Annotated in this window: 31 protein-coding genes; 12 read left to right on the top strand and 19 right to left on the bottom strand. The window is 68.0% G+C overall.

All coding sequences use genetic code 11. From position 1 onward, the window contains the following. Positions 1-9: 9 nt before the first annotated feature. The 3 genes from sucD (at position 10) to nifW (ending at position 2,614) form a co-directional block, all read left to right on the top strand. Positions 10-903 carry a succinate--CoA ligase subunit alpha gene (gene sucD / locus BW991_RS08395; RefSeq protein ID WP_018989085.1) on the top strand — a complete coding sequence of 298 codons (894 nt, stop codon included), beginning with the start codon at positions 10-12 and terminating at the stop codon, positions 901-903. Between the two features lie 251 nt (positions 904-1,154). Beyond that, positions 1,155-2,291 (top strand): homocitrate synthase, encoded by a 1,137-nt coding sequence (gene nifV / locus BW991_RS08390; RefSeq protein WP_076601625.1) that lies wholly within the window; start codon positions 1,155-1,157, stop codon positions 2,289-2,291. Further along, entirely contained in the window at positions 2,288-2,614 is a 327-nt protein-coding gene (gene nifW / locus BW991_RS08385; RefSeq protein ID WP_076601624.1) for a nitrogenase-stabilizing/protective protein NifW, read from the top strand. The genes nifV and nifW overlap by 4 nt, the downstream gene beginning before the upstream one ends. Positions 2,615-2,907: 293 nt before the next feature. Here nifW and BW991_RS08380 read toward each other — a convergent pair whose 3' ends face one another. The 8 genes from BW991_RS08380 to BW991_RS08345 all read right to left on the bottom strand — a co-directional run bounded on the left by BW991_RS08380 (position 2,908) and on the right by BW991_RS08345 (position 9,246). Beyond that, positions 2,908-3,186 carry an RnfH family protein gene (locus BW991_RS08380; protein WP_076601623.1) on the bottom strand — a complete coding sequence of 93 codons (279 nt, stop codon included), beginning with the start codon at positions 3,184-3,186 and terminating at the stop codon, positions 2,908-2,910. Positions 3,187-3,215: 29 nt separating this feature from the next. After that, positions 3,216-3,899, bottom strand: coding sequence for an electron transport complex subunit E (locus tag BW991_RS08375; protein WP_076601622.1), 684 nt, complete (start codon positions 3,897-3,899; stop codon positions 3,216-3,218). After that, positions 3,896-4,540 carry an electron transport complex subunit RsxG gene (gene rsxG / locus BW991_RS08370; protein WP_084205011.1) on the bottom strand — a complete coding sequence of 215 codons (645 nt, stop codon included), beginning with the start codon at positions 4,538-4,540 and terminating at the stop codon, positions 3,896-3,898. The genes BW991_RS08375 and rsxG overlap by 4 nt, the downstream gene beginning before the upstream one ends. Beyond that, complete coding sequence (locus tag BW991_RS08365; protein ID WP_076601620.1) at positions 4,540-5,667, bottom strand: RnfABCDGE type electron transport complex subunit D; 1,128 nt, start codon at positions 5,665-5,667, stop codon at positions 4,540-4,542. The genes rsxG and BW991_RS08365 overlap by 1 nt, the downstream gene beginning before the upstream one ends. Further along, entirely contained in the window at positions 5,664-7,184 is a 1,521-nt protein-coding gene (rsxC, locus tag BW991_RS08360) for an electron transport complex subunit RsxC (RefSeq protein ID WP_076601619.1), read from the bottom strand. The genes BW991_RS08365 and rsxC overlap by 4 nt, the downstream gene beginning before the upstream one ends. Before the next feature lie 16 nt (positions 7,185-7,200). After that, a complete protein-coding gene (locus tag BW991_RS08355; RefSeq protein ID WP_076601618.1) occupies positions 7,201-7,728 on the bottom strand; it encodes an RnfABCDGE type electron transport complex subunit B in 528 nt (175 codons plus the stop codon). Between the two features lie 11 nt (positions 7,729-7,739). Continuing rightward, complete coding sequence (gene rsxA / locus BW991_RS08350; protein ID WP_050414596.1) at positions 7,740-8,327, bottom strand: electron transport complex subunit RsxA; 588 nt, start codon at positions 8,325-8,327, stop codon at positions 7,740-7,742. A gap of 229 nt (positions 8,328-8,556) precedes the next feature. Then, positions 8,557-9,246, bottom strand: coding sequence for a dioxygenase family protein (locus tag BW991_RS08345; protein WP_076601617.1), 690 nt, complete (start codon positions 9,244-9,246; stop codon positions 8,557-8,559). Positions 9,247-9,516: 270 nt separating this feature from the next. Between BW991_RS08345 and BW991_RS08340 the strand changes: the two genes are divergently transcribed. From BW991_RS08340 to BW991_RS08330, 3 genes are read left to right on the top strand one after another with little or no spacing between them, the layout of a single operon-like run. Beyond that, on the top strand, positions 9,517-9,714 hold the full coding sequence (locus BW991_RS08340; protein WP_076601616.1) for a 4Fe-4S dicluster domain-containing protein: 198 nt from the start codon (positions 9,517-9,519) through the stop codon (positions 9,712-9,714). A gap of 58 nt (positions 9,715-9,772) precedes the next feature. Beyond that, a complete protein-coding gene (locus BW991_RS08335) occupies positions 9,773-10,777 on the top strand; it encodes a hypothetical protein (RefSeq protein WP_076601615.1) in 1,005 nt (334 codons plus the stop codon). Between the two features lie 16 nt (positions 10,778-10,793). Further along, positions 10,794-11,225: a SoxR reducing system RseC family protein gene (locus BW991_RS08330; RefSeq protein ID WP_076601614.1), complete on the top strand. Its 432-nt coding sequence runs from the start codon at positions 10,794-10,796 to the stop codon at positions 11,223-11,225. A gap of 16 nt (positions 11,226-11,241) precedes the next feature. On the opposite strand, the gene BW991_RS08325 is transcribed toward BW991_RS08330, so the two are convergent. The 7 genes from BW991_RS08325 to nifN are packed head-to-tail and all read right to left on the bottom strand — an operon-like array spanning position 11,242 to position 14,927. Next, entirely contained in the window at positions 11,242-11,625 is a 384-nt protein-coding gene (locus tag BW991_RS08325; RefSeq protein ID WP_076601613.1) for a NifB/NifX family molybdenum-iron cluster-binding protein, read from the bottom strand. A gap of 34 nt (positions 11,626-11,659) precedes the next feature. After that, complete coding sequence (locus tag BW991_RS08320) at positions 11,660-12,088, bottom strand: nitrogen fixation protein NifQ (protein ID WP_076601612.1); 429 nt, start codon at positions 12,086-12,088, stop codon at positions 11,660-11,662. Position 12,089: 1 nt separating this feature from the next. Further along, on the bottom strand, positions 12,090-12,386 hold the full coding sequence (gene fdxB, locus BW991_RS08315) for a ferredoxin III, nif-specific (protein ID WP_076601611.1): 297 nt from the start codon (positions 12,384-12,386) through the stop codon (positions 12,090-12,092). 35 nt (positions 12,387-12,421) lie between these two features. Then, positions 12,422-12,613 (bottom strand): CCE_0567 family metalloprotein, encoded by a 192-nt coding sequence (locus tag BW991_RS08310; protein ID WP_076601610.1) that lies wholly within the window; start codon positions 12,611-12,613, stop codon positions 12,422-12,424. Positions 12,614-12,624: 11 nt separating this feature from the next. Next, positions 12,625-13,098, bottom strand: coding sequence for a NifX-associated nitrogen fixation protein (locus BW991_RS08305; protein ID WP_076601609.1), 474 nt, complete (start codon positions 13,096-13,098; stop codon positions 12,625-12,627). Then, positions 13,091-13,516, bottom strand: a complete 426-nt coding sequence (gene nifX, locus BW991_RS08300; RefSeq protein WP_076601608.1) for a nitrogen fixation protein NifX — start codon at positions 13,514-13,516, stop codon at positions 13,091-13,093. The genes BW991_RS08305 and nifX overlap by 8 nt, the downstream gene beginning before the upstream one ends. 22 nt (positions 13,517-13,538) lie before the next feature. After that, positions 13,539-14,927: a nitrogenase iron-molybdenum cofactor biosynthesis protein NifN gene (gene nifN / locus BW991_RS08295; protein ID WP_076601607.1), complete on the bottom strand. Its 1,389-nt coding sequence runs from the start codon at positions 14,925-14,927 to the stop codon at positions 13,539-13,541. 430 nt (positions 14,928-15,357) lie between these two features. Between nifN and BW991_RS08290 the strand changes: the two genes are divergently transcribed. Further along, positions 15,358-18,246 (top strand): response regulator, encoded by a 2,889-nt coding sequence (locus BW991_RS08290; RefSeq protein ID WP_076601606.1) that lies wholly within the window; start codon positions 15,358-15,360, stop codon positions 18,244-18,246. 31 nt (positions 18,247-18,277) lie between these two features. On the opposite strand, the gene nifE is transcribed toward BW991_RS08290, so the two are convergent. Next, on the bottom strand, positions 18,278-19,693 hold the full coding sequence (nifE, locus tag BW991_RS08285; RefSeq protein ID WP_076601605.1) for a nitrogenase iron-molybdenum cofactor biosynthesis protein NifE: 1,416 nt from the start codon (positions 19,691-19,693) through the stop codon (positions 18,278-18,280). 256 nt (positions 19,694-19,949) lie between these two features. On the opposite strand from nifE, the gene BW991_RS08280 reads away from it, so the two are divergent. From BW991_RS08280 to BW991_RS08270, 3 genes are all read left to right on the top strand, one after another. Next, the gene (locus tag BW991_RS08280) at positions 19,950-20,456 is read left to right on the top strand and encodes a TlpA family protein disulfide reductase (protein WP_076601604.1); all 507 of its coding nucleotides are present in this window, start codon (positions 19,950-19,952) and stop codon (positions 20,454-20,456) included. 130 nt (positions 20,457-20,586) lie between these two features. Continuing rightward, positions 20,587-21,225 carry a DUF47 domain-containing protein gene (locus BW991_RS08275; RefSeq protein WP_076601603.1) on the top strand — a complete coding sequence of 213 codons (639 nt, stop codon included), beginning with the start codon at positions 20,587-20,589 and terminating at the stop codon, positions 21,223-21,225. A 23-nt stretch (positions 21,226-21,248) separates the two neighbouring features. Next, positions 21,249-22,256 carry an inorganic phosphate transporter gene (locus tag BW991_RS08270; RefSeq protein WP_076601602.1) on the top strand — a complete coding sequence of 336 codons (1,008 nt, stop codon included), beginning with the start codon at positions 21,249-21,251 and terminating at the stop codon, positions 22,254-22,256. A 54-nt stretch (positions 22,257-22,310) separates the two neighbouring features. Here BW991_RS08270 and BW991_RS08265 read toward each other — a convergent pair whose 3' ends face one another. Further along, positions 22,311-22,847 (bottom strand): DUF924 family protein, encoded by a 537-nt coding sequence (locus BW991_RS08265; RefSeq protein ID WP_076601601.1) that lies wholly within the window; start codon positions 22,845-22,847, stop codon positions 22,311-22,313. 502 nt (positions 22,848-23,349) lie between these two features. On the opposite strand from BW991_RS08265, the gene BW991_RS08260 reads away from it, so the two are divergent. Both BW991_RS08260 and BW991_RS08255 read left to right on the top strand, forming a co-directional pair. Then, positions 23,350-23,703 (top strand): hypothetical protein, encoded by a 354-nt coding sequence (locus BW991_RS08260; RefSeq protein ID WP_076601600.1) that lies wholly within the window; start codon positions 23,350-23,352, stop codon positions 23,701-23,703. After that, complete coding sequence (locus tag BW991_RS08255; RefSeq protein ID WP_076601599.1) at positions 23,700-24,071, top strand: hypothetical protein; 372 nt, start codon at positions 23,700-23,702, stop codon at positions 24,069-24,071. The genes BW991_RS08260 and BW991_RS08255 overlap by 4 nt, the downstream gene beginning before the upstream one ends. Positions 24,072-24,181: 110 nt before the next feature. Here BW991_RS08255 and BW991_RS08250 read toward each other — a convergent pair whose 3' ends face one another. Next, positions 24,182-24,529 carry a 2Fe-2S iron-sulfur cluster-binding protein gene (locus BW991_RS08250; RefSeq protein ID WP_076601598.1) on the bottom strand — a complete coding sequence of 116 codons (348 nt, stop codon included), beginning with the start codon at positions 24,527-24,529 and terminating at the stop codon, positions 24,182-24,184. An 11-nt stretch (positions 24,530-24,540) separates the two neighbouring features. Then, positions 24,541-26,070 (bottom strand): nitrogenase molybdenum-iron protein subunit beta, encoded by a 1,530-nt coding sequence (gene nifK, locus BW991_RS08245; RefSeq protein WP_076601597.1) that lies wholly within the window; start codon positions 26,068-26,070, stop codon positions 24,541-24,543.

The raw sequence follows: 26,070 nt of genomic DNA, 5'->3' as shown, positions 1-26,070 counted from the left end.
AGAGTTTGAATGTCCATCCTGATCAACAAAGACACCAAGGTCATCACCCAGGGCATCACGGGCAAGACCGGTCAGTTCCACACCGAGAAGTGCCAGGAATACGCCAACGGCAAGAACTGCTTCGTCGCCGGCGTGAATCCGAAGAAGGCGGGCGAGAAGATTTTCGACATCCCCATCTACGCTTCGGTGAAGGAAGCTGCCGCTGAAACCGGCGCGACCGTGTCCGTGATCTACGTGCCGCCGGCGGGTGCCGCCGACGCGATCTGGGAAGCCTGCGAGGCCGACCTGGATCTGGCGATCTGCATCACCGAAGGCATTCCGGTCCGCGACATGCTGGTCGTGCGCAACAAGATGAAGCAGAAGGTTGCCAAGGGCGGCAAGGAAACCCTGCTGCTGGGCCCCAACTGCCCGGGCCTGATCACGCCCGACGAGATCAAGATCGGCATCATGCCGGGGCACATCCACCGCAAGGGCCGCATCGGCGTCGTGTCGCGTTCGGGCACGCTGACCTATGAGGCCGTGGCGCAGCTGACCGAAATCGGTCTGGGTCAGTCGTCGGCGGTCGGTATCGGCGGCGACCCGATCAACGGTCTGAAGCACATCGACGTGATGCGCATGTTCAACGACGATCCGGACACCGATGCGGTGATTATGATCGGCGAGATCGGCGGTCCGGACGAAGCCGAAGCCGCGCAGTGGTGCAAGGCCAACATGAAGAAGCCGATCGTCGGCTTCATCGCCGGCGTGACCGCGCCGGCCGGCAAGCGCATGGGCCACGCCGGTGCGCTGATCTCCGGCGGCGCCGACACCGCTGACGCCAAGCTCGCCATCATGGAAGAGTGCGGCTTCACCGTGACGCGTAACCCGTCCGAGATGGCCAAGCTGCTGAAGGCGATGCTGTAAGCGTCGTTTCTTCCGCAACACGAAAAAGCGCCGGCTGGTCCGGCGCTTTTTTTTCGCCGCGATGTTCGTGACGTGACGTTTGTCTGTGTCGGGTTCGTGCCAATTGTCGTGCCGGCAGGATGCCGCCTGGTGCGCGGCGGTGGGTGAATCCCCTGAACTGGCGCCGCCTGCGGGGCGATTTGCCGGCGGATGCCGGGGTGGCATCGTCCTTGCGGTAGCAGGGCAATGCCATTCACGGGACGCAGCACATCATGGTGACGATCAACGATACGACCTTGCGTGACGGCGAGCAGACGGCCGGGGTCGCCTTCACGGCGGACGAGAAACTGGCGATCGCGCGGGCACTGGCGGCTGCCGGCGTGCGCGAGATGGAGATCGGCGTGCCGGCGATGGGCGAGGCGGAGCGCGATGTGATCCGCGCGATCGTGGCGCTGAAATTGCCGGCGCGGCTGATGGTGTGGTGCCGCATGTGCGTGGCCGATCTCGACGCGGCGGCCGATTGCGGGGCGGACATCATCCACCTGGCACTGCCGGTGTCGGACCAGCAGATCGAGCGCAAGCTGGGGCGGGATCGCGAGTGGGCTCTGGCACAGTTGCGCGATACCTTGCGCGCGGCGCGCGAGCGCGGGCTGGTGGTGTCGATCGGGGGCGAGGATGCGTCGCGCGCCGATCCGGACTTCCTGTGCCACGTGCTGGACACGGCGCAAGCGGGGGGCGCGGTGCGCTTCCGCTACGCGGATACGCTCGGCGTGCTGGATCCGTTTTCGACCCAAGCCGCGATTGCTCGCCTGCGGGCGGCGAGCGACCTGGATATCGAGATGCACGCGCACGACGACCTGGGACTGGCGACCGCGAACACGCTGGCGGCGGTGAAGGCCGGTGCGACGCACATCAGCACGACGGTGAACGGTCTCGGCGAGCGCGCCGGCAATGCGCCGCTCGAGGAGGCGGTGATGGCGCTGCGCCACCTGCACGGCATCGAGTCGGGCATCGACACGCAGCAGCTGCCGGTGATTTCGGAGCTGGTCGCGGAGGCGTCGGGACGGCCGGTGGCGGCGAACAAGCCGATCGTCGGCGGCTGGGTGTTCACGCACGAGGCGGGTATCCACGTCGATGGGTTGGTGAAAGACGCGGGCAATTACCAGAGCTTCGATCCGGCCGAGGTCGGGCGCAGCCATCGCCTGGTGCTGGGCAAGCATTCGGGGGCGGCATCGATCGTGAATGCGTGCCGCGAACTGGGGCTGGAGGTCGATGCGGTGACCGCACGCCTCGTGCTCGAGCGGGTGCGCGAACATGCGATGCGGACCAAGCGCAGTCCGGACTTGCGCGAGCTGATGCGCTTTCACCGCGAATGTCGTGCGCTGCTGACCGAAGGAGTGATGCCGTGAATACCCTTGTCGAAGACCTGAAGCACCTCGAGAGCGCGGAGGATTTCCTCAATTACTTCGCGATCCCCTACGATGCCGCGGTCGTGCAGGTGAACCGCCTGCACATCCTGAAGCGCTTCCAGCAGTATCTCGCGCGTGAGGGCGGGGTCGAGAGCCTGCCCGCCGCGTCGGCGTTCGCGACCTGTCGCACGCTGCTGGCGCGGGCGCACAACGACTTCGTCGCCTCGAGCGGCATCGAGCAGAAGGTGTTCAAGGTGTTCCAGACGGCGCAGGGCGAGCACCGCGTTGCGATCGAGGGGCTGCGGCGCAAGGCCGGGTTCTGAACGCGGGCGGCTTCAGCCGCTCCCCTCCATCATGTGTTCGATGCGGACGTAGGGCGGGAGGAGCGCAGCGAATCCCGCCTCCGAATGCCTGAACATCGCTGCAACCGCATCCCCGGCGGAACCTGCTTTTTCGCCATCAATCTCTGCGCTCGCGGCCCAACACCGCGGATCGACCAAATGAATCTCGCCGCACGGGAGCGGCGAGATTGAGGGGGGGATTGGCGGGATGCGCTGCGCTCCTCCCGCCCTACGCCAACGAGCGAGCCGCTGGGGCGATAGCCCCGGATGCAGGCTCAATCCTCGTCGCCCTCCGCGAGGTCGCGGCGCGGGACGGTCTGCGGGTCGCACGTGATGGGGCGGTAGATCTCGATGCGGTCGCCCGCGCGCAGCGGGGCGTCGAGCTTCACGAGCTTGCTGAACACGCCGATCTTCTGCGCGGCGAGGTCGATGTGCGGGAACTGCCGCAGGATGCCGGAGTGTTCGATGGCGTCGCGGACGGTGGCTTCGTCCGGGACGTCGATCGTGACCCAGGCCTGCCGGCCCGGCTCGGAGTAGGCAACGCCGACTTGCATGGGGGACTCTCCTTCGCTGGTCGTTCCGCTCACGCCGACGCCGGGCCGGGAACGGAGCAGTGGGATTCGGTGGCTTGCGCGGTCTGGCGGCGCTTCAGCTCCCACGCGCGTTTGCCCGCGAGCATGAAGCCGAGCACGGCGAAGCCGCCGGGCGGCAGGATCATCAGCAGGGCGCCGTTCCACGCGCCGATCTTCATCTCGAGGAAGGCGAAGTGGCTGCCGAGCAGCGCGCTGGCCTGCGCGAACACGGTGGCGCTGCCGAGGATCTCGCGGATCAGGCCGATGACGGTGAGCGCGAAGGTGAAGCCGAGGCCCATCGCGAGTCCGTCGATGGCGGACGCGGCAACGGTGTTGCGCACCGCGAAGGCTTCCGCACGGCCGAGGATCGCGCAGTTCACGACGATCAGCGCGATGAAGAGGCCGAGCACCTTGTAGAGCTCGTGCAGCCAGGCGTTGAGGACGAGGTCGACGAGCGTGACGAGGGTCGCGATAAGGACGACGAACACGGGGATGCGCACCTGCGCGCTGACCGCGTGGCGGATCGAGGCGACGAGGATGTTGGAGACGATCAGCACCGCGGTGGTCGCGAGGCCCATGCCGAGGCCGTTGGTGCCGGAGGTCGTGACGGCCATGGTCGGGCACATCGCGAGGAGTTGGGCGAAGACGACGTTGTTGTCCCACAGGCCGTCGCGCATCAGTTTGGCGGCGTTCATGGTTGCACTCCGAGGATTTCGTTGCGATGGGCGGCGAAGTAGTCGAGGCCGCCCTTGACGGCCTTGACCACCGCGCGCGGCGTGATGGTGGCGCCGGCGAAGCTGTCGTAGATGCCGCCATCCTTCTTGACGGCCCACTTTGCGGGGGCGGGTTCGCCGAGCGATTTGCCGTCGAAGCTCGTGATCCACGGGTTGCGGGCGATCTCGATCTTGTCGCCGAGGCCGGGCGTTTCGGTGTGTTTGAGGACGCGCACGCCCAGTACCCTGCCGGCGGGATCGACCGCCATCAGCAGGCGGATCTCGCCCGAGTAGCCGCGCTCGGCGACGTTGAACACGGCGCCGGTGACGACGCCGGCCTTGCGCGCGATGTGGATCCTGCGGGTGCTGCCGGCGGCGGGGCCGGGCAGTTCGAGGACGTCCGCGAGCAGGTCGTTGTCGGCGCTGCCGGGCGGCAGGACCTGCGCGAGCGTCATCTGCGTGTCGTGCGCCTCGGCGGCGGCGATGGGGGCGCGCGTCGCGTTGCTGGCGAGCGTGAGCGCGGTGCCGGCGACGAGGGCGACGCCGCCGAGCAGCAGCGGCTGGTAGGCGAGCCGGTCGCGCAGCGCGTCGAGCGAGAAGCCGACGGATTGATCGGTGCCCATCATGCGCCTCCGGTGTTGTCGAGCGGGGTGGGTTCGAGCGCGCGCCCGTCGCGCCGGCGGCCGAGGATGCGCGGACGGCAGTAGCGGTCGATCACCGGGGTCAGCGCGTTCATCAGCAGCACCGCGAAGGCCATGCCTTCCGGGTAGCCGCCCCAGCTGCGGATGATCCAGGTGAGGAATCCGATGCCGAAGCCGAAGACCAGTTGGCCCGCCGGGGTGTTGGGCGAGGTGACGTAGTCGGTGGCGATGAAGAAGGCGCCGAGGAGTGCCGCGCCGGAGAGGAGGTGCTGGGTGGCGGAGAGGTAGCGTGCCGGATCGACGGCGTGGCCGATGAGGGCGGGCAGGGCGATGCCGGCGAGCACGGCGGCCGGGATGTGCCAGCGGATGATGCCGCTGGCGAGGAGGTAGAGCCCGCCCGCGAGCATCAGCAGGGCGCCGGTTTCGCCGAGGCTGCCGGTGCGCATGCCGGCCCAGTCGAAGAGCGCCTGCGGGCCGCTGGCGATCGCATCGGGTATGGCGACGCCGCGCGAGAGTTCGGTCTTGCTGTGGCCGAGCAGCGACGCGGAGGTGACGGCGTCGGGGTGGGCGGGCGCTTCGGCGGTGATGCGCAGGCTGTCGATGAAGCCGGGGGCCGCTGCCGAGAACAGCGGTTGAGGCACGACCCACTGCGTCATCGCGACGGGGAAGGACACGAGCAGGGCGACGCGCGCGACCATCGCCGGATTGAAGAGGTTTTGCCCCAGGCCGCCGAAGACCTGCTTGCCGACGACGATGGCGATGAAGCCGCCGAGGAGGCCGATCCACGCCGGCGCCCAGGGCGGCAGCGACAGTGCGAGGAGCCAGCCGGTGAGCAGCGCCGAGCCGTCGCCGAGGCTGCTCCGGCGGCCCATCAGGCGTTCGCAGAAGCGTTCGGCGAGCAGGCAGGCGCCGACGGTGACGGCGAAGAGGTTGATCGCCGGCCAGCCGAACAGCCAGAAGCCGAACAGGGTCGCGGGGGTGAGCGCGAGCATCACGCGCAGCATGACCTGCGCCACCGAGACGCCGCCGTGGGCGTGGGGCGACGCGGCGAGGGGGGGCAGGGCGCCGTCGTCGGTGGAGATCGAGCCTGAGATGCGGGTGGGGCTCATGCCGGTGCTCCTTCGGAGTTGGAAGCTGCGCTGGCGGCTGCCTCGCGCGCTTTTTGCGCCTTGCGCTCGGCGGCGCGGCGGGCTGCGGCTGCGGCTTTTTCGTGCGCTTCGCGTTCGAGGCGCTCCGCGCGCGCTTCGGCCATCCGGCGCGTCGCGTCCGTACGCTTCTTGTCGCGGTCGTGCGCGGCGAGTTCGCCCTTCGCGTGGTTGAAGGCCTGCACGAGCGGGATGCGCGCGGGGCACACCCAGGCGCAGCAGCCGCAGCCGATGCAGTCGTGCAGGCCGAGTGCGACGGCGGCATCGAGCGCGCCGTTGGCGATGCGGGCGTTCATCTCCAGCGGCAGCAGGCCGACCGGGCAGGCCCGGGTGCAGCTGCCGCAGCGGATGCAGGCGTCAGGCTCGTCGCGTGCGACTTCGGCGGCGGACAGCGCGAGGATGCCGCTGCAGCCCTTGACCACGGGCACCTTGGCCGAGGGCAGGACGAGGCCCATCATCGGGCCGCCCATGACGAGACGCGCAGGTTCGAAGCGCACCCCGCCGGCGAAGGCGAGGAGGTCATCGACGAGGGTGCCGATGGGGACCTCGTAGTTGCCCGGCTGGGCGAGGGCTTCGCCGTTGAGCGTCATGACGCGGCTGACCAGCGGGCGGCCGAGGTCGATCGCCTGATGGATCGCGAAGGCCGTGCCGACGTTGTGCACGAGCACCCCGACGTCGGCGGCGCGCGATTCGGCGGGCACCTCGATGCCGGTTAGCTCGATGATGAGCTGGCGGTCCGATCCCATCGGGTAGCGTGCGGGGACGACGCACACATGCACGTCGGCGTGGCCGTCGGCGGCGGCGCGCATCGCGGCGATCGCCTCGGGCTTGTTGTCCTCGATGCCGATGCGTACCTCGCGCGCGCCGGTGGCGTGGCGCATCAGCACGGCGCCGCGCACGATGCCCGCCGCGCGTTCGCGCATCAGGCGGTCGTCGCACGACAGGTAGGGTTCGCACTCGCTGCCGTTGAGGATCAGTGTGCGGATGCGCGAGCGGTGGCCGAGACCGAGCTTCACCGAGGCGGGAAAGGTCGCACCGCCCAGGCCGACGATGCCGGCTGCGGCGACACGGCGCGCGAGTTCCTGGGGTGAGTGGGCGAGCGGGTCGGCGAGGCCATCGAGCGGCGCCCAGCGGTCTTCCATGTCGCTGCGCAGCGTGATCGCCGTCATCTCGAGACCCGAGGGGTGCGGCGCGGTGATCGGCCCGATCGCGACGATCTCGCCGGAGGTCGGCGCATGCACCGGGGCGGAGATGTTGCCCGTGGCGGTCGCGAGGCACTCGCCCTTGAGCACCTTCTGCCCGATCCGCACGATCGGCTCCGCCGCCGCGCCGACGTGTTGCGACAGCGGCAGGTAGAGGAGCGGCGGAACCGGCAGGCGGCGGATCGGCGCTTCCGAGGCCGGGCGCTTGCGCTCGTCCGGATGCACGCCCCAGGGTTCGCTGCGGGCGAGGTGGCGGAAGATCTTGTCGAAGAATCCCATGATGTGCGTTCCGGGTTCAGGCGCGGGCCGGGTTCGGCCACACCCAGTGCTGCAGCGTGATCGGGACCGGCTTCAGGCCGATGGCTTCGGTCGGGCAGCGGTCGACGCAGTTGCCGCAGCCGGTGCAGGCCTCGCGCAGTACCGCGTGGATCTGCTTGGCGCCGCCGAGGATGGCGTCGGTGGGGCAGACCTTGATGCAGCGGCAGCAGCCGATGCAGATGTCTTCGGTGACGACGGCGAGCTGCGGGCCGGCGTCGGCGACCGTCGAGAGGTCGATTTCGAGTCCCAGCTTGGCGGCGATGCTCTGTGCGAGCGCCTTGCCGCCGGGCGGGCAGCAGGTGGCCGGCGCCTCGCCGCCGACGATCGCCGCCGCCGCACCGGCACAGCCGGGGAAGCCGCACTGGCCGCAGTTGGAGCCGGGCATCATCGTCTCGACTTCGGCGACGACGGGGTTGCCTTCGACGTGGAAACGGCGGCTCGCGAAACCGAGCAGCACGCCCAGAACGGCGCCGAGGACGGTGAGGCTGGAGACGGCAACGAGCATGGTGACGTTCCTCAGGAGATCAGGCCGGAAAAGCCCATGAAGGCGAGGCTCAGCAGGCTGATGGTGATGAATGCGGACGGCGCGCCGTTGAACGCGGCGGGCACGCGGGCGAGCGCGAGGCGTTCGCGCAGGCCGGCGAAGACCAGCAGGACCAGGGTGAAGCCGAGTGCCGAGCCGAAGCCGTACAGCACGCTCTTCATGAAGCCGAAGCTCTGCTGCACGTTGAGCAGCGCGAGACCGAGCACGGCGCAGTTGGTCGTGATGAGGGGGAGGTAGATGCCGAGGCTCTGGTACAGCGCCGGGCTGGTCTTCTTGATCACCATCTCGACGAACTGCACCGCTGCGGCGATCACGAGGATGAAGCACAGGATGCGCAGGAAGCCGAGCTCGAAGGGCGCGAGCAGCCAGTGGTCGAGCATCCAGCACAGCGCTGATGCGAGCGTGATGACGAAGGTGGTCGCGAGCCCCATGCCGAGGGCGGCGTCCATGCTCTTGGAGACGCCCATCACGGGGCACAGGCCGAGGAACTTGACCAGCACCACGTTGTTCACGAGGGCGGTCGAGAGTAGCAGCAACAGGATTTCGGTCGTGGCGGTCATGGCTGGCGCGTCGTGTCGGTTGCGGCGGGGGCCGTTACGACGGCGCTAGTGCATGGAGCGTGCCACGGGCTCCGCTGCGGGCGGAAAGTGTCGCGGATTCAGCGGTTTGCGATGCTGTGCGGGTTGCCCGGCAAGCGGGCTTTGAGGTGGGGCGTGGGGGGCAATCCTGACAAAGTCGACGCCGCTGTCGTCTTTGCGACAGCCCGCGTGGACTGCCCCGGGGACCTGTTCAGCGGGCGGCGAGGACGATGTCGAAGGTGGCCGCGGCGGGGGAGCCGGCCTTCGCCGCGGTGACGTCGACGCTCAGCGCTTCGCGCTCGGGCGGGGCGTAGCCGTTGCCTTCGCGGTTGTTGCCGCGGAAGTACATCTGCGTGACGAATTCGGCGCGCCCCGGCTGGGCGACGCGGAAGTGGATGTGCGGCGGCCGCGAACCGTAGCTGCCCGGCAGGATCGTGAGGAAGCTGTAGCGGCCCTGGGCGTCCGTCATCGTGCGGCCGAAGCCCTGGAAGGCGGGGTCGCGCGTGCGCGGATCGACGCCGGGGTGGCGGTAGCGGCCGCGCGCGTCGGCCTGCCAGATCTCGACGGCGGCGTCCGCGACCGGCTTTCCGGCGCTGTCGCGCACCGCGCCGCTGACGCGCAGCGGCGTGCCTTCGACCGCAGTCCCCGTTGCGCCCGCGAGCTTCGTCAGGTCGGCGTCGATGTCGCCGCTCCAGTCGAGCGGGTAGAAGGGGCCGATGTCGTCCGCGGGCGTGGGGTGCAGCGTGGCGGCGCCGGCCGGGAGGGCGGCGGCCAGCCCGAGCGGCAGGAAGGGGAGACCGCCGAGCCAGCGCAGGATGCGGCGGCGGGTCGTGTCGCGGGTCGCGTCGGGGCCGTGGGTACGGGTAAGGGGGGCATTTTTTGCGCGGGGCGGGGGGCGCATCGTGTCGTCCTGTCGGGGCGGGCCAATGTTCGATGGCTTTGATGTCGGCAGGTTCCGTGCGGCGTGGCACGTCGCATGTCACAAACCCGACATTCGCGACGCAGCATGTCAAGGCCGCGATTGGTCGGGTTGTTATTTGTTTTCAGTGGCTTGGGTGGGTAGATCGGCCTTGGCACCGTCCTTGCGATAAGCCCCGTGAGCCTCCCGCGCCGTCGTTGTCGCGACGGCGCGGGGAATCGGATCCCATCCCCCGTCCTGAAGGAGCCCACCATGGCCATGAAGATCATCGCTGACGAATGCACCGCCTGCGGCGACTGCAAGCCCGCCTGTCCGACCAAGTCGATCACCGAGAAGGGCGGCGTCTTCCACATCACCGCCGACACCTGTACGGAATGCGACGGCGACGCGGATTCGCCGCAATGCCTGGCGGTGTGTCCGGCCGGCGAGAACTGCATCGTCTATCTGTGATGCGCGTGCAAACCGCTGCCGGGCGCAGGTCGTCCGGCCATCCGGGAACGAGGTCCGCATGAATGCGCCCACTGCCTGGGGCGAGCGCTGCCGCCAGCTTGCCGAGCCCGTCGTCGAAGCCTGCTCCGTGACCTCCGCTGCCGCAGGGCCGGCGGCGCTCGCGCACGAGATCCGCAAGTATCTGCCCGACTGGCCGTTCCGCGAGGTGTTGTGCCGCGGCGGCTGGTACCGGCTGGGGGGCGTGATCGATGCGGACGGCGTGCGCGTGTCCGACAACCTCGAGCAGTGGACCGTCGCGGAGCTGGAGGCACGCGACGGTGAACTCGGCGTGCTGCTCGACGACTATGCGGGCTCGACGCTGCGCGCGACCCACCTGCGCGGCCGCACGCATTACTTCGCCGCCGCGACGCCGGGGCGCGCGAGCACGGATTTCGTCCAGCTGGAGGTCGAGGAGTTGCAGGAGACCTGGGCGTCGCCGCTGTTCCGCGACGATGCTTCGCCCGCGACGCTGGATGAGCTGATCGACGCGCCCTGCGGCGGCGAGGCATGCGCGGGCGAGCATGGGCCGCGCTGCGGCACGCCCGTCGAGGCCGCGCATTACCGCTTCCGCCGCCTCACGCACGTCGGCGACCTGCTCGCGCGCATGCGCACGCAGGCGCTCGAGCCGCAGCCCATCCACCGCTTCGTCGCGGACTGGGACGCCTCCAGCGCGGGGCCGGCGACGGCCTTCTGCAACCACTGGGCGATCGCGCTGCGCGAGCATCTGGACCGCTTCCGGCAGACCATCGTGCGTGCGACACCGATCCCCGCGCTGACCGGCGAGGCGCCGCGCTTCGGTGCGCGCGAGGGCACGAGCGGGCTGTCGCTGCACGCGGCGCTGCTCGCCTTCGACCGCGCCGTCGGTTATCCGATGGCGTGGTATTTCGGCATGCTCGCCGGCAAGGCGGTCGGGCACTGGGTGCCGGCGGCGGTCGCGTCCGACGCGGCGGCGGGGTTTTCCTATCTTCCCGAACGCGATCTCGCGGTGGTGCGGCAGTGGCTGCACCGGCCCTACGCGTTCTGAACGGAGGCTGGCGGCGATGTCCGATGCGGTAATGCACGAAGGCGTGGTCCGGTCGGTCGACGGCGGCAAGGCCGTCGTCGCGGTGCCGGTGCAGGGCTGCTCGAGCTGCGGCGAACGCAGCCGCTGCGGCGTCGGCAAGCTCGCGGGCGGCGGCAAGGTGTCGCTCGTGACGGTGCCCGTCGCCGAGAGCGAGGGCCTCGTGCCGGGCGATGCGGTGACGGTCGCGGCCGATCCGGACGCGATCAACCGCGCGGCGCTCCTCGGCTACCTGTTGCCGGCGCTGCTGATCGTCGCCGGCGCGGTCGGCGGGGACCGGCTCGCGCACACCGACGTCGCCGCGGTGCTCGGCGCATTCGGCGGCCTCATCCTGGGCGTGCTGGTCACGCGCGCGCTGCCGCGGGTGTTCCGCGCCGCGGCGGTGCCGCTGGTGCTGTCGCGGCGCGGCTGAGCGCGCGCGCCGCGGGTCAATGCTTCGAGAAAAGATCCCGCAGTTTGCATAGCAGTAGCGACACATCCCAGCGCGGGTCGGGCAGCGCCTCGCCCGCCAGGATCTTCTGCAAGGCGGGCGCGGCGTCGGTCTCGCTCGTCAGCAGGATGCTCACGCCGCGTTTCTGCATACGGCGCAGGAAGCCGTCGCCGGCGCTGCGCGCGACGATGACTTCGACGGTATCGAGGGGATGCGCTTCATCCGCATCCCAATGATGGAACACCTGGCGGCGCTCCAGTTCGATCCGCTGCGCCGCGGGCACCCCGGCGCCGGGTTCGCAGTCGTACAGCAGCCAGTGGCGTGCCTGTCCGGCGTGGCCGGCGACCTTGTCGAAGTCGTCCGTGGCGATCGCGATCTTCATGTTTCGGGAACCCCTGAAAATGTCCGGTTGACGCTCAGGCGAAGGCGAGCAGCGGCAGCTCCTCGCTGCCGAAGCATTCGCCGTAATGTGCGCACACGCCGCAGGACGGCGCGCGGCAGGCGGTGATGCCGACCTCTGCGCACAGCTGCTTGTAGAAGAACTTCTTCCAGCGCATGCCGTTCACGTTGCGTCCGGCGAGGCGCGGGAAGTGCTCGTGCAGCAGCGCCGACAGCTCGCCGCGCGAGGGCAGGCCGAGGTCGTGCCACAGGTGGTCATCGCCCATGCAGGCGCGCGCGACGCATTCGGCCAGCGCGACCACGTCGGCGCTGCGCCCCGCGGCGCCCTGCAGCAGCAGGCGGCGCACGTCCTCGTATTCGTCGTGGCGCGCGCCGTCGGCGAACAGGCTGCCGCCGGGTTTCCAGCGCGCGTCGATCATCGCGAGCCAAGCGGCGGCGGGGCGCATGTCACATCGCCTTCGGCGCATACGAGATGCAGCGCCGCGCACAGTTGTTGTTGCAGGACTCGCAGCCGACGCAGTTCTCCGGGTGTGCGATGTGCATCACCTTCTTCTCGTACTCGTCGTCCTCGTCCTCGATGGCGAACATCTCGCCCTCGTCGTCGACGGCCATCAGCTGCAGCACCTCGCGCGCACAGGTCTTGAAGCAGCGGCCGCAGCCGATGCAGCGCTCCTGGTTGATCGCGGCGATGAAGTTGGGCGTCCAGGCGACGCCCGAGGGCAGGGTGACGGTGAAATGGGACATGGCTGCTCCGTGAAAGGGTCGGGCGGGATCCGGGTTCAGCCGGCGGCGGCCAGCCGGGTGCGTGCCTCGGCGAGCTTCGCGTAGGCTTCGAAAGTCTTCTGTGCCTGTTCGGGGATGCGTTCCCAGCCGATCGGCAGTTCCTCGGACAGGTCGTGCAGGTCCATCTTCGCCTGCGTGGCCTGGGCGTTGAGCTTCTTCACCAGCGTCTTCAGTTCGTCGCTCGTCATCGCCGTCCTCCTCAGAAATTCGCCACTTCGGGGAAGCGGTCGATCATTGCGGCGGCCTCGTCGACGATGCGGTCACCGGCTTCGCCGAGCGCCTGCAGCGTGTCGAAGCCGAAGCGATGGATGTCGCGGTGGTACTTGGAATACACGACGAGCCGGCCCGCGGTCAGCATCGCGCGGCCGAAGCCTTCGTGATTGATCTTGATCGTCGGCGAGGCGATGAGGCCCGTCCTGCGCTCGACCGCAATGCCGGCGGCGTTGTAGAAGAGCTCCACGCGCCACAGCAGCTCCGGATCGGGGTCGCCGATGATGGGAATTTCGCGGCGCGCAGCGCGATCGACGACGTAGGGCGCGAGCACCGCGGCATCGGACTTGCCGTCCCAGGCGCCGAAACTGTCCTGCGCGCGCACCATGCCGACGAGCTGGGCGAGGAAAGGCGATGCGGCGATGACCGCCGCGGGCGATGCGCTCGCGGCGGCGTCAGGCATGTTCGGTCTCGCTCACGTCGGTTTCCGCATCGAAATCGAAGCTGCGTTCCCGGCCCTTCAGCAGCACCTTGCGCAGCCACGGCGGCGGCGTGCCCCGGAGCACTTCCTGCAGGCGCTCGATGATCGTCGCGATCGGCTGCGGGCTCGGCACCTTCACCGGGTGTACGCGCAGGTTCACGACCTTCGCCGCCGCCGAGCCGCCGATCGCCGCGACGTACAGCATCGCGCAGTCGCGCACCGCGTCGAGCTTGGGCACGAGCTTGTCCTCGGTGCCGTCCTCGGCGAGATCGCCGGCGAACTCGACGACTTCGACCAGCCGGCTCGCGTCCGGCTGCACTTCGTAGATCGCGATCTTCTTCGCCCAGCCGAAGTGGGCGTCCACGTCGATCAGGTTTTCCGTTGCAAAGGCGACTTTCATGCCGAGTTCTCCCAGGGACGAGTCAGTGACCAGCGTGAGCCGGCGCATCCACGGCCGGCGCGGCGCCGGGTCGATGGAGGTCGGGCCGGACGCTGGCGGGGGTGACGTGCTGTTCATGCGCGTGCAGTTGCTCCATGAAGACATTGCCCACCTCGAAGATCAGATCGCGCGTGCCGCGATAGCCGACAGTGACCTTGTGCGCGACACCGAGCCGGTCGAAGGTCGGCAGGCCAGCGCGCCAGAAGGGGATGCCCAGCCGCGCCGCGGCCTGGCGGCCGTGCGAATGCGTGACCAGCAGGTCGCAGCCGGCGGCGTGCTCCTCGAAGTCGCCCAGATCGCCGATGCGCACCGTCTGGGCCGCGACGCGCGCGAGCACCGGGGCATCCTGCGGCGCGATCGCGCACGTCACCTGCGCCCCCATGTCGGCGAAGAAGTGCGACAGCGCGAACAGCAGGTCCGGCTCCGCGGCGATCGCGACCTTCTGCTCGCCGAAGTAGAAATGCCCGTCGAGCATCGCGTCCTGCAGCTGGCTGCGCTGGCGGCGGTATTTCGCCGGCACGTCCTGTTCGGACAGTTCCGCCAGCAGCGCGATGAAGGCGTCGCAGGCGGCGAGCCCGGACAGGCGCTCGAACACGCGGAAAGGTACGCCGGCCTTCTTTTCCAGCAGCTCCGCGGCCGGGCGCATCTGCTCGCCGACCGCGATCGTGATCGCCGAGGCGCCCATGCGCTTCACGTCCTCCACGCGCGTGCCGCCCAGCGTGTGCGGCAGGAAGGTCTCGGGAATGTGGCCGTCGAGCGAGCCCGAGAGATCCGGCAGCACGATGGGCGTGAGGCCGAAGGCTTCGACCGTCTCGTGGATCTCCTCGATGTCGCCCGGCGTCAGGTGGCAGCCGGCGAGGATGTTCACCTGCCACGGCGTGCGCACCTTTGTCGGCGGCACCAGCGCGGCGATCATCGCGGTCACGGCCTTCGCCCAGCCGTCGGAGAAGCCGCCGACGAAGTCCGGCGTCGGCGCGAACACCACTTCCGTGCCGGCGAGTTCCGGGTGCTTCTCGCGGATCAGCTTCAGGAAGCCCGCGACGTCGTCACCCTTGGCCTCGGTGATGCCGGTCGAGCACAACCCGATCAGCGCCGGGTTGGCGCGCTTCTTGATGTTCAGCAGCGCCTGCTCGATGTTCTCCAGGCCGCCGAGGATCGTCGTGACCTCGTTCATCGCAGTCGTCTGCAGCGGGATGGTCTCGCGGAAGTGGCGCACGAACAGCACCAGCCCGAACGCGGTACAGCCCTGCGAGCCGTGCAGCAGCGGCAGCGCCCGCTCCATGCCGAGGAAGGCGAGCGCGGCGCCGATCGGTGCGCTCATCTTCAGCGGGTTCGTCGTGCAGGCTTTCCTGCCGGGAATGATCGTGGCCATGATGCGTGCTCGAAAGGGTACGAGCACTGCACAGCAGGAACGGTGCCAGACGCGCATTGCCAAGAAAAACAGGGACATGGCGCGGCGGCCGGAGTGTGCGGGGAGCGCATTGGCGGATGTCCGACACGAACGTGTCGCAAGCGCCACAAAGCCCGCGCGGCTCGGGCGCAAGTCGATCCGGGCGCGGTATGATGACGGCTGGCTGGAATCTGTGCGCCACGCCCGGTGTGACGGCGAGCACGCATGCATCCGGCCGTGCCTGGCCTCCGGCACGTATGTCGATGAACGTCAAATTCAGGACACGAGGAGCGCAGATGCCCGTCTATCGGATGCCTTTCGGCCGTTCCCAGCGAATCGCGGCCTTCCCCGCCGCCGTGCGCCGCGGCGTGCCCGTCACGCGACGCCCGGCCGCGAATGGAGTCGGCCGAAAATGACGCGCGACAGCGTCGGAATCGGCTCGCCCGCCGGCGAGGCGCGTTTCCACATGCTGTTCGAAGACGCGCGCCACGCGATCGTGCTCGTCGAGGACGGCCGCTTCGTCGCCGCCAACCGCGCGGCGCTGGACCTCCTGCGCCTCGACAACCTCGACCGGCTCCTCGGTCGTACCCTTGCCGACATCTCGCCGCCCCTGCAGCCCGACGGCCGGTCTTCCACCACGCTGGCGGAGGAGACGTCGCGGCGCGCGCTCGCCGACGGCGGCGGTCGCTTCGAATGGGAACACGTGCGCGGCGACGGTACCCTGGTCGAAGTCGATGTGCTCGTCACCGTGATCCACGACGGCGAGCGCGCCCTGCTGCATTCGGTACTCACCGACGTCACCGCGCAGAAGCAGGCGCAGCGGGAACTGGCGGACTACCGCGAACGGCTCGAAGCCCTCGTCGCCGAGCGCACGGCCGAGCTCGCCGCGGTCAGCGCCTCGCTGCGCGAGGCCAACGCCGAGCAGCAGGCAATCCTCGACACCGCGACCTCGGGCATCGCGCTGATCAAGGACCGCGTGCTCGTCCGCTGCAACCGGCGTCTGCACGAGATGTTCGGCTGGCCGCCGGGCGGACTCGTCGGCCAGCGCACGGCGGTCTGGTATCCCGACGAGGCGGCGCACAAGGCGGGCGGCGACCCGGTGTATGCCGCGATCTGGCGCGGCGAGTCGCACCGGCGCGAGCAGCAGCTCATGCGGCGCGACGGCTCGCTGTTCTGGGCGCGCCTGACCGGCACCGCGGTGGACCCGTCGGACCGCAGCAAGGGCTCCGTGTGGGTGGTCGACGACATCTCCGCCGAATTCGACGCCATCGAGCGGATGCAGAAAGCCCGCGCCCTCGCCGAGGACGCCGCGCGCATCAAGTCGGATTTCCTCGCCAACATGAGCCACGAGATCCGCACGCCGATGAACGCCATCATCGGCATGACCTATCTCGCCCTGCGCACGCAACTCGACGCGCGCCAGCGCGACTACCTCGAGAAGATCCTCGGATCCAGCCAGCACCTGCTCGGCATCATCAACGACGTGCTCGACTTCTCCAAGATCGAGGCCGGCAAGCTCGTCATTGAGCGCATCGACTTCGACCTCGAGAAGACCGTCGCGGACGTCGGCGCGCAGATCGTCGAGAAAACCAACGCGAAGGGCCTCGAACTGGTCATCGACGTCGCCGCGGACGTGCCCGCCAGCCTCGTCGGCGACCCCCTGCGCATCAGCCAGATCCTGCTCAACTACGCCAACAATGCGGTCAAGTTCACCGAACGCGGCGAAATCGTCATGCGCATCCGGCGCGAGCAGTTCGTGGATGGCGAGGTCGTGCTGCGCTTCGAAGTGCGCGACACCGGCATCGGCATCGACGACGAACTACGCGACCGCCTGTTCCGCAGCTTCGAGCAGGCGGACACCTCCACCACGCGCAAGTATGGCGGCACCGGCTTGGGGCTCGCGATCAGCAAGCGGCTCGCCGGCATGATGGGCGGCAGCGTCGGCGTGGACAGCCAGCCCGGCGCCGGATCCACCTTCTGGTTCACCTGCCGCCTCGGCATCGGCCGCTGCGAGGGACATCTGCTGATGCCCGCTCCGGACCTGCGCGGCCTGCGCGCCCTGATCGCCGACGACAACCTCAGCTCGCGCGAGGTGCTCGCCGAAATGATGCGCTGCATGACCTTCCGCGTGCATGCCGTGGACTGCGGGCGTGCGGCCGTCGTCGAAGTCGAGCGCGCCGCGCATGCCGGCGAACCCTACGACATCGTCCTGCTCGACTGGCAGATGCCCGAACTCGACGGCGTGTTGGCCGCGCGCGCGATCGGACTGCTCGGCCTGCCGCGGCTGCCCGTGCGCATCGTCGTCACCGCCTACGGGCGCGAGGACGTCGCGCGCGCGGCCGTAGGCGCCGGCGTCGACGACATCCTGCTCAAGCCGGTCACCGCCTCCGCGCTGTTCGATACCGCGATCCGGCTGCTCGACGGCGCCCTGCGTCCGCCCAGGCCGCACGCCGCCGCCGGCGAAGCGCCGGCCGACCTCGCCGCGATACGCGGTGCCCGGCTGCTGCTCGTCGAAGACAACGAGCTCAACCAGGAGGTCGCGAGCGAGCTGCTCGGCGCTGCGGGCCTCCGCGTCGATATCGCCGGCAACGGTGCGGAAGCCGTCCAGCGCGTGCAGCAGGCCGCCTACGACCTCGTGCTCATGGACATGCAGATGCCGGTGATGGACGGCGTGACCGCGACGCGCGCGATCCGCCGCCTGCCCGCCTGCGCCGACCTGCCCATCGTCGCGATGACCGCCAACGCCATGGCGGGCGACCGCGAACAGTGCATCGAGGCGGGGATGAACGACCACATCGCCAAGCCGATCCAGCCCGATCGCCTGTGGGCCGCGCTGCTGCGCTGGATTTCGCCGCGCGGCGCCGCGGACGGTGCCGCCGGCACGTCGGGCGCGCCGGCGGCACCGTCCGCGGCGCCGCGCGCCATCCTCGCACGGCTCAGGCGGGTTCCCGGCCTCGATCCCGATCTGGGCGTGCGGCGCCTGATGGGGAAGGAAGACTTCTACCTCTCGCTGCTGCGCAAGTTCGTCACCGGCTACGGGGATTTCACCGCGCGCCTGGACGCCGCGCTCGCCGGTGGCGACCTCGCCGCCGCCGAGCGCCTCGCCCACTCGCTGAAAGGGCTGGCGGGGCAGATCGGTGCGACGGTGCTGCAGGAAGTCGCAGCCGAACTCGAGCGGAACCTCCACGCCGGCTGCCCCGCCGCGGACATCGACGAAGCGCGCGACCGCGCCGCGCGCGCGCTTGCCGACCTGATCGAAGCGCTGTCGCAGGCGCTGCCGGCGTCGGCGCCGGCCCTGTAGCGCCGCGGCCCTCCGAGCCGCCCGCGGCCGCTCACTCCGCCGCCACGCGCTCCCCCCAGCCTTCGGTCAGCTCCCACGGCGCCGGCTGCCGCACCTGCGACCAGATCGGGTTGTAGAGCGCCTTGTCGATCTCGGCGACGAGATTCACCACCCCGTCGTAGCCCGCATAGGCGTGATGACGCTCCTGGTTGATCTCCACCCACGGCGTCTTCGCCTTCAGCGCGACGAACTGCGAGCGCCCGCCCGAGAGCATCACGTCGGCCTGCGACTCCTTCAGCATCCGGTACATCTCGCGCGGCGGCAGCTCGTCGAACATGTGCGCGTCGGTGCCCATGATCTCGACCACCTTCGCGCGGTCGCTCTGCGTCGATTTGCGCATCGAGGTGCCGACGATCTCCATGCCCACCTCCTGCAGCGCCGACACCACGCTCCACGACTTCACGCCGCCCGTGAACAGCAGCACCCGCTTGCCCGCGAGCCGCGCGCGGTACTTTTCCAGCCGCGCCCACGCGCGCGCCTCCTCGCGCGCGATCAGCGCCTCGGCGCGTGCCGGCAGGTCCGCCGGCGCGCCGCGCTCGACCAGCAGGCGCGAGATGCGGCGCAGGCAGTCCGACATGTCCGCGATGCCGTAGAAGCTGCCCTCGAAGAAGGGGATGTCGTAGCGCTCGTCCATCTTGCGCGCGATGTTGATCAGCGCCTGCGAGCACAGCATGATCGCCGCCTTGGCGCGATGCGAGCCGGCGATGTCGCGGTAGCGCGCGTCACCGCAGAAGGTCGCCAGCACGCGGATGCCCAACTCGTCGAAGAGCGGCTTCACCTGCCAGAACTCGCCGACGACGTTGTATTCGCCGATCAGGTTGATGTCGCAGTCCGTCGTGTATTCCGGCTCCAGCGTGCCGACGACGTGGTCGAGCAGCGCCTCGCCGCCCAGCTTGTTGCCGAGGTTCTTGCTGCCCGCGAAGCCCGGCGCGTTCACCGGGATCACCGGCGTGCCGAACTTCGCGCTCGCCGCCTTGCACACCCCCTCGACGTCGTCGCCGATCATCGCCGGCAGGCAGGTCTGGTACACGAAGATCGCCGGCGGATTCACCTTGTCGATGATCTCCTTGATCGCGCGGTACAGACGCTTCTCGCCGCCGTAGATCACGTCGAACTCCGCCATGTCGGTCGTGAAGCCGGTGCGGTAGATCTGCGGGCCGGACGAATACACGTGGCGCGAATCCCACGAATTGCCTTCGCACGCGATCGGTCCATGCACCAGGTGGGCGACGTCCACCACCGGCTGCAGCGCGATCTTCGCGCCGTCGAAGGCACAGCCGCCGGCTGCCGCGCCGGGCGTCAGCGGCTTCTTGCAGCCTTCCTTGCGTGCCTTGTCGCTCTTCGCCTGGTTCGTGGCGCAGCCGGGTTCGACCAGCAGGCTGTCGATTCTCTGTTTGAGTGCGCTCATGTCGGTTTCCTGTGTGCGCCCGTGACGCGGATGTCGGGGGGCGGGGAAACCGATGCACGATCGATGCCAGACAGCGTGGTGAGTAAAATCAATGGCTTGCGAAGCGCGCACGAAATCATCGCCGCCGCTGTCGAACTCGCGACAGCGCTTTTGTCGAACTCGTGACACGCCCCCGCGGCCCCTGCGCCGCGTGGCGCCTCCTGCTATGCTCACGTTTTTCCGGCGTACCGCGCCGAGCTTCCGACCTGCAGCCAAGATGAAGAAAGCCCTCGTTTCCCTCGCCCTGTGCCTCGCCGCGCTGTCCGGCTCCTCCTTCGCCACGCCGGGCGAAGTGCCCGAAGGCGGCACCCTGCGCCAGATGCCGATGCAGGGCCTCACCGCCGGCTCCAAGCTGCTCGGCGACTATCGCGGCAAGCCGCTGATCATCAACGTGTGGGCGAGCTACTGTCCGCCCTGTCTCGCCGAGATGGGCTCGCTGGAGCGCCTGTCGAAGCGCTACGGCAAGCAGTTCAACGTCATCGGCATCTCGATCGACGACTACCCCGAGCGTGCCATGGCCTTCCTCACCCAGGCGAAGACCAGCTTCCCGCACTTCATCGACCACAAGCTCGCGCTCGAGAACATGCTCGGCGCCAACCGTATCCCGCTCACGGTGCTGGTCGACGCCGACGGCAAGGTCGTGCAGAAGGTGTTCGGCGCCAAGGAGTGGGACAGCCCGGAAACCGTCGAGGCGATCGGCAAGGCCTTCGGCCTGCGCATGTAGGCGGTCGCGGGTGGGCATATAGCCCCGGAATGCGGGATTTCCAGCTGAATTTGCGCGCGGAACATTACAGGATTGTTTCCGCTGGTAAAATCGCGCCCTAACTCCATTCGGCCGGCAGGCAAAAACAATCATGTTCTCCCGCTTCATGCCCCGTGAGGGACAGTTCTTCACCCTTTTCAACTCCCACGCAGACGAGATCGTGGCCGGCGCCAAAGCCCTGGTCACGCTGATGCAGGCCGTCGGAAAGGACGCATCGGTCGCGGTAAAGGCCACCGCCGACATCGACGAGATCGAGACCCGCGCGGACAAGCTGAACCACGACGTGATGGCGCTGATGCACTCCACGTTCATCACGCCGCTCGACCGCGACGAGATCCATCAGCTCATCTCGCACATGGACGACGTGCTCGACACGATCCAGGACGTCGCCGAAACCGTCTCGCTGTACGACATCGTCGAGGTCACCGAGGAAGCCCAGCGTATCGCCGAGCTGTCCCTGTCCTGCGCCGAGAGCGTGCGCGCCGCAGTCATTCTGCTGTCCAACATGGACAACGGCCGCGAGATCCTGCGCATCTGCCACGAGATCGACGGCTTCGAATCCGACGCCGACCGCGTCCTGCGCAAGGCGCTGTCGGGCCTCTTCCGCGAAGAGCCCGACGTCCGTGTGGTCCTGAAGATGAAAGGCGTGTACGAACTGCTCGAATCGGTCACCGATCGCTGCAAGGACGTCGCCAAGATCCTCGAGGCCATCGTGCTCGAAAACTCCTGACCCGCGATCTCCAGGAAAACGACATGGCAACTTTGGAGATCGGGCTCGCCACGGTGATGTTGCTCGTGGTGCTGGCCCTGCTGTTCGACTTCATGAACGGCTTCCACGACGCGGCGAATTCGATCGCGACGGTCGTCTCGACCGGCGTGCTCAAGCCGCAGCACGCGGTCGCGTTTGCGGCCTTCTTCAACGTCGTCGCCATCTTCATCTTCCAGTTGAAGGTCGCGAGCACGATCGGCAAGGGCACCATCGACCCCGCGGTCGTCGACCACATCGTCGTGTTCGGCGCCCTGGTCGGGGCGATCGCGTGGAACGCCATCACCTGGTACTACGGCATCCCGTCCAGTTCCTCGCACGCGCTGATCGGCGGCCTCGTCGGTGCCGCGGTCGCCAAGGGCGGTTTCGGCTCGCTGCTCGCCTCCGGCCTCATCAAGACCGTCGCCTTCATCCTCGTGTCGCCGCTGCTGGGCTTCCTGCTCGGTTCGCTGCTGATGGTGGCCGTCTCATGGTTATTTTTCCGAACGCCCCAGCGCAAGGTCGACAAGTGGTTCCGCCGTCTGCAGCTCGTCTCGGCCTCGCTGTACAGCCTCGGCCACGGCGGCAATGACGCGCAGAAGACCATCGGCATCATCTGGATGCTCCTGATCGCCGCCGGCATCAGCCAGAGCACGGACCCCGTCCCGACCTGGGTGATCGTCATGTGCTACCTTGCCATCGGCCTCGGCACCATGTTCGGCGGCTGGCGCATCGTCAAGACCATGGGCCAGCGCATCACCAAGCTGAAACCCGTCGGCGGCTTCTGCGCCGAGACCGGCGGCGCGATCACGCTGTTCCTCGCCACCGCGCTGGGCATCCCGGTGTCGACCACCCACACCATCACCGGCGCCATCGTCGGCGTCGGCTCCTCGCGCAAGGTCTCGGCCGTGCGCTGGGGGGTGGCGGGCAGCATCGTCTGGGCGTGGGTCCTCACGATCCCGTGCAGCGCCCTGATCGCCGGCGCCGCCTGGTACGTCGGCCGCATGATCCTCTGACCAGTCTGCGGTAACAGAACGGCCCGCCCGTGCGGCGGGCCGAACCGGCCGCGTTCAGAAACGTGAGCCCGGCCGCTTCAGAAAATCGACCTCGTCCGGGGTCGATTCCCTTCCCAGCAACGCATTGCGATGCGGATAGCGCCCGAAGCGCTCGATGATCGCCTTGTGCCGCAGTTCGAAGTCCAGGTCGTCCGGGATGCCGTTGCGCTCGAAGAGCTGCACCGCAACCTCGTGGATGCGCAGCGACTCGCTGTGCATGAAGGGCATGTACAGGAAGCTGCGCTCGACCGGCCGCAGCGCCTGCTCCGCCCCCGCCGCGATGGCCTCCTGCGCCAGCACCAGCGCCATCCCGTCGCACGCGAACGCCGCCGCCGAGTCGCGGAACATGTTGCGCGAAAACTGATCCAGCACGATCACCTCCGCCAGCCGCCCGGCCGCCGTGCTGCGCCAGTCGAACAACTCGCCGCGCGCTGCTTGCGTGTGCACCTCGCCGAAACGCTCGGCGACCATGCGGTCGAAGGCGGCGTCCTTCTGCCACCATTGCGCGGGTGAGGCCTCATCGAACCAGAAATTCAGGATTTGTCGGTACATGGCCTTGATTCTCCACGTGCGCAGATTCTGGATTGGCGCGCCGACTGTCGCAAACCCTGAGCCGCCCTGACGCTGAGTGGCAGGCAGGATGAATGGGTGCGGGGTTGTCTGGTACGGCCAATGCCTGCCGTTCGCAAGCATGGCTGCAGTTGTTCGCCTCTTCGAAATCTTCGTGCGCGGTTCCTGCGCTCGTGAGGCGTCATTGCGCGGATCCAGCCTGTGAATTGCCCGAGAAAGAATCTACAATGCATAAATTAGAGGGCCTGATCCGCGAAAATTGATCCTGCGCGATGCCGTACGGTTTTCCTTCGGTTCGTCGACGGAGCGGCCAATCACTATCGACTCGATAGTGCAATTCTGCTTGATATAGGAGACCCACGTGAGGGAAGTTCCAGTTCAGGATTCTCGAAGATACTTCGTACTTCCCCAGGCGCCTGAAGGGGCTTTCTATTACACGTATGGAACGCCAGGTCGTGGTGCCGGGCAGTACTCCAGCGCAAGAATGCTTACATTCATTTTTCATCTCGAGCACCGGTGGGGAGCCATTCAAAATCGCAAGATCGGTATTGGCAACATCAGCCTTGCCAACGGCGCTGCGTTTCCTCCTCACCGCAGCCATAGAAGCGGACTGGAAGTCGATATCCGCCCGATCAGAAAAGACGGACAGCAGCTTCCGGTGCGATATACCGATTCCCAATACGATCAGGACGCGACGCGCGAGCTGGTTGAGTTGATATGGCAAACTGGTATGGTACGTCGCGTCGCGTTTAATGACGTGTCCCTTTCGAGGGTGCAGGGGATGCCGGGCCATGACGACCATCTTCACGTAGAAATAATCGCTGAGGGTGACAAATGAAGCCCCATCGATCGGCATTGCTCCTGTTGTTTGTGCTGCCTCTGGAAGTGTTTGCCAACGGCTGGGAATTCGACTATCGGCCAGCTCAGGCTGGCTTTGCCACATATGGCAATAGCCTGGGTGATCCGGTCGCCGCATCGAAGCAGGATACGAAGATTGCTTTCGAAATCAGAGGCCAGGCTGCCCGCGAGATGTTCGAGGCTATGGGGCCGGATCGACAGGATTCATGCTCTAAGGCGTCTGACGTACGTTTTCGCTTCCGCGATGACGAAAAGATCGTCTGCACACGAGGGCAAGGAGGCAAGTATGCCTGCTACTTCGGATTTGATCTCAAGACCGGAAAGAGCATTGGCGGTAGCATCTGCTGATGCCGCCACAGGCGTGGGTCGAGGCGCCGTAAAAAAGCCCGCCTGAATGGCGGGCCGGGCGGCATCCGGCGCGGAGAGATCGCCGGATGCCGTGAGCGAGGTTCAGCCGCTCAGAACTTCACCACGATGTCCTCATCCAGCAGCAGGTACTGGCACGCGAGCCGGTAGCGCGGCGCGAGGTCCAGCAGTTCCAGCTCCTCGAACTCCTGCCGCGCGAGCTTGCCGGACGTGAGCAGCGTGAGCTTTTCCTTCTCGGTGAGGTGCACCGCCATCGGCGGCTTGTTGCCGATGTGGATGACCTCGACCGTGCAGGAACCGCACTCGCCTTTCTGGCACTCGCAGTCGATCGCGACGCCGTGCTCCCGGGCGACGCCGAGGATGCTCTTGCGGTCGCCCGCAGCAGCATAGACCGTGAGGTCCCGGCGCATCTTCGGCGAACTGAAGGTCACGTTGGGCATCTTGGTCCTCCTCAGCGCACCAGGTCGAAGCTGGCCGAGTCGGAGGTCTTCGCGTCCAGCGTGTCGAAGATCTTGTCGAGGATCTTCACGAGGACGTTCAGGCCGCCTTGGTAGCCCCAGATCGGGAAGCGGTGGTGGTGGTGGCGGTCGAAGATCGGGAAGCCGATGCGGATCAGCGGCGTGCCGATGTCGCGCTCGAGGTACTTGCCGTGCGAGCTGCCGATCAGGAAGTCGACCGGCTCGGTCGCGAGCAGCGAGCGCAGGTGCCACAGGTCCTTGCCCGGCCAGGCCTTGGCGTCCTTGCCGAAGGGGCTGGCGGCGAGCAGCGCGTTGATCTTCGCGGTCCATTCCTTCGTCGCGTTGGTGCAGACGATATGCACCGGCTCGGCGCCCAGTTCGAGCAGGAAGGCGGTGAGGCCCAGCAGCATGTCGGGGTCGCCGAACAGCGCGAAACGCTTGCCGTGCAGGTGGGCCTGCGAGTCGGCGATGGCATCGACGAGGCGGCCGCGTTCGAGCTCCAGCGAGGCCGGGATCGGCTTGCCGGTGAGCTCGGACACCGCCATCAGGAAGGCGTCGGTGCCGGTGACGCCGACCGGACAGTGGAGCGACACCGCCTTCTGGCCTGCCTTCTCGACGTATTCGGCCGATTTCGCCGCCGAGATGCCCTGCATGAAGACCGTGCCCTTGGCGTTGAGCGCGGCTTCCATCTGCTCGGCGGTGGTGCCGCCCGCGTACATGCGGAATTCGCCGTCGGTCGGGGTATCGAAGACCTCGGACGGGTCGGAGATGATGGTCGCTTCGACGCTCATCTCCTTCATCATCCGCTTCAGCTCGCGGTTGTTGGCGACGCAGTAGCCGTCGAAGCCGCCGTTGATGTTGATCGCGGGTGCCGTGGTCTCGCTGCGCGTCTTGCCGTCCCAGAAGCTCGTGAGGAAGCCCTTGAGCATGTTGTCGTAGCCGGTGACGTGGCTGCCGACGAAGGACGGCGTGTGCGCGAAGGGCACGCGGAAGTCCTCGGGGATCGAACCCTTCTGCTTCGCCGTCTTGATGAAGGCGTCGAGGTCGTCGCCGATGACTTCGGCCATGCAGGTGGTCGATACGGCGATCATCTTCGGCTTGTACAGCGCGTAGGAGTTCGCCAGCCCGTCGACCATGTTGTTGAGGCCGCCGAATACCGCCGCGTCCTCGGTCATCGAGTCGGACACGGCCGAGCACGGTTCCTTGAAGTGGCGGTTGAAGTGCGAGCGGAAGTAGGCCACGCAGCCCTGCGAGCCATGCACGTAGGGCAGGGTGCCCTCGAAGCCGGACGCGCACAGCACGGCGCCGAGCGGCTGGCAGGCCTTGGCCGGGTTGATGACGAGGGCTTCGCGCTTGAAGTTGATCTCGCGGTATTCCATCGTCTTGGTCCAGTCGGCGATCTCCTGGACCTTGGCTGCACCGCAGCCGCCTTCGAAGCCCTTCTTGCGCTCGAAGATCTCCTGGTATTCCGGTTCCTTGAACAGCCCGGCGTGGTCGAGGACCTTTTCAGCTGATTGAGGCAT

It is taken from the genome of Aromatoleum tolulyticum, from assembly GCF_900156155.1.
GTDB lineage: Bacteria > Pseudomonadota > Gammaproteobacteria > Burkholderiales > Rhodocyclaceae > Aromatoleum > Aromatoleum tolulyticum.
The sequence above is the reverse complement of the archived record's forward strand: the minus strand, read 5'-3'. Positions and strand labels throughout refer to the sequence as shown.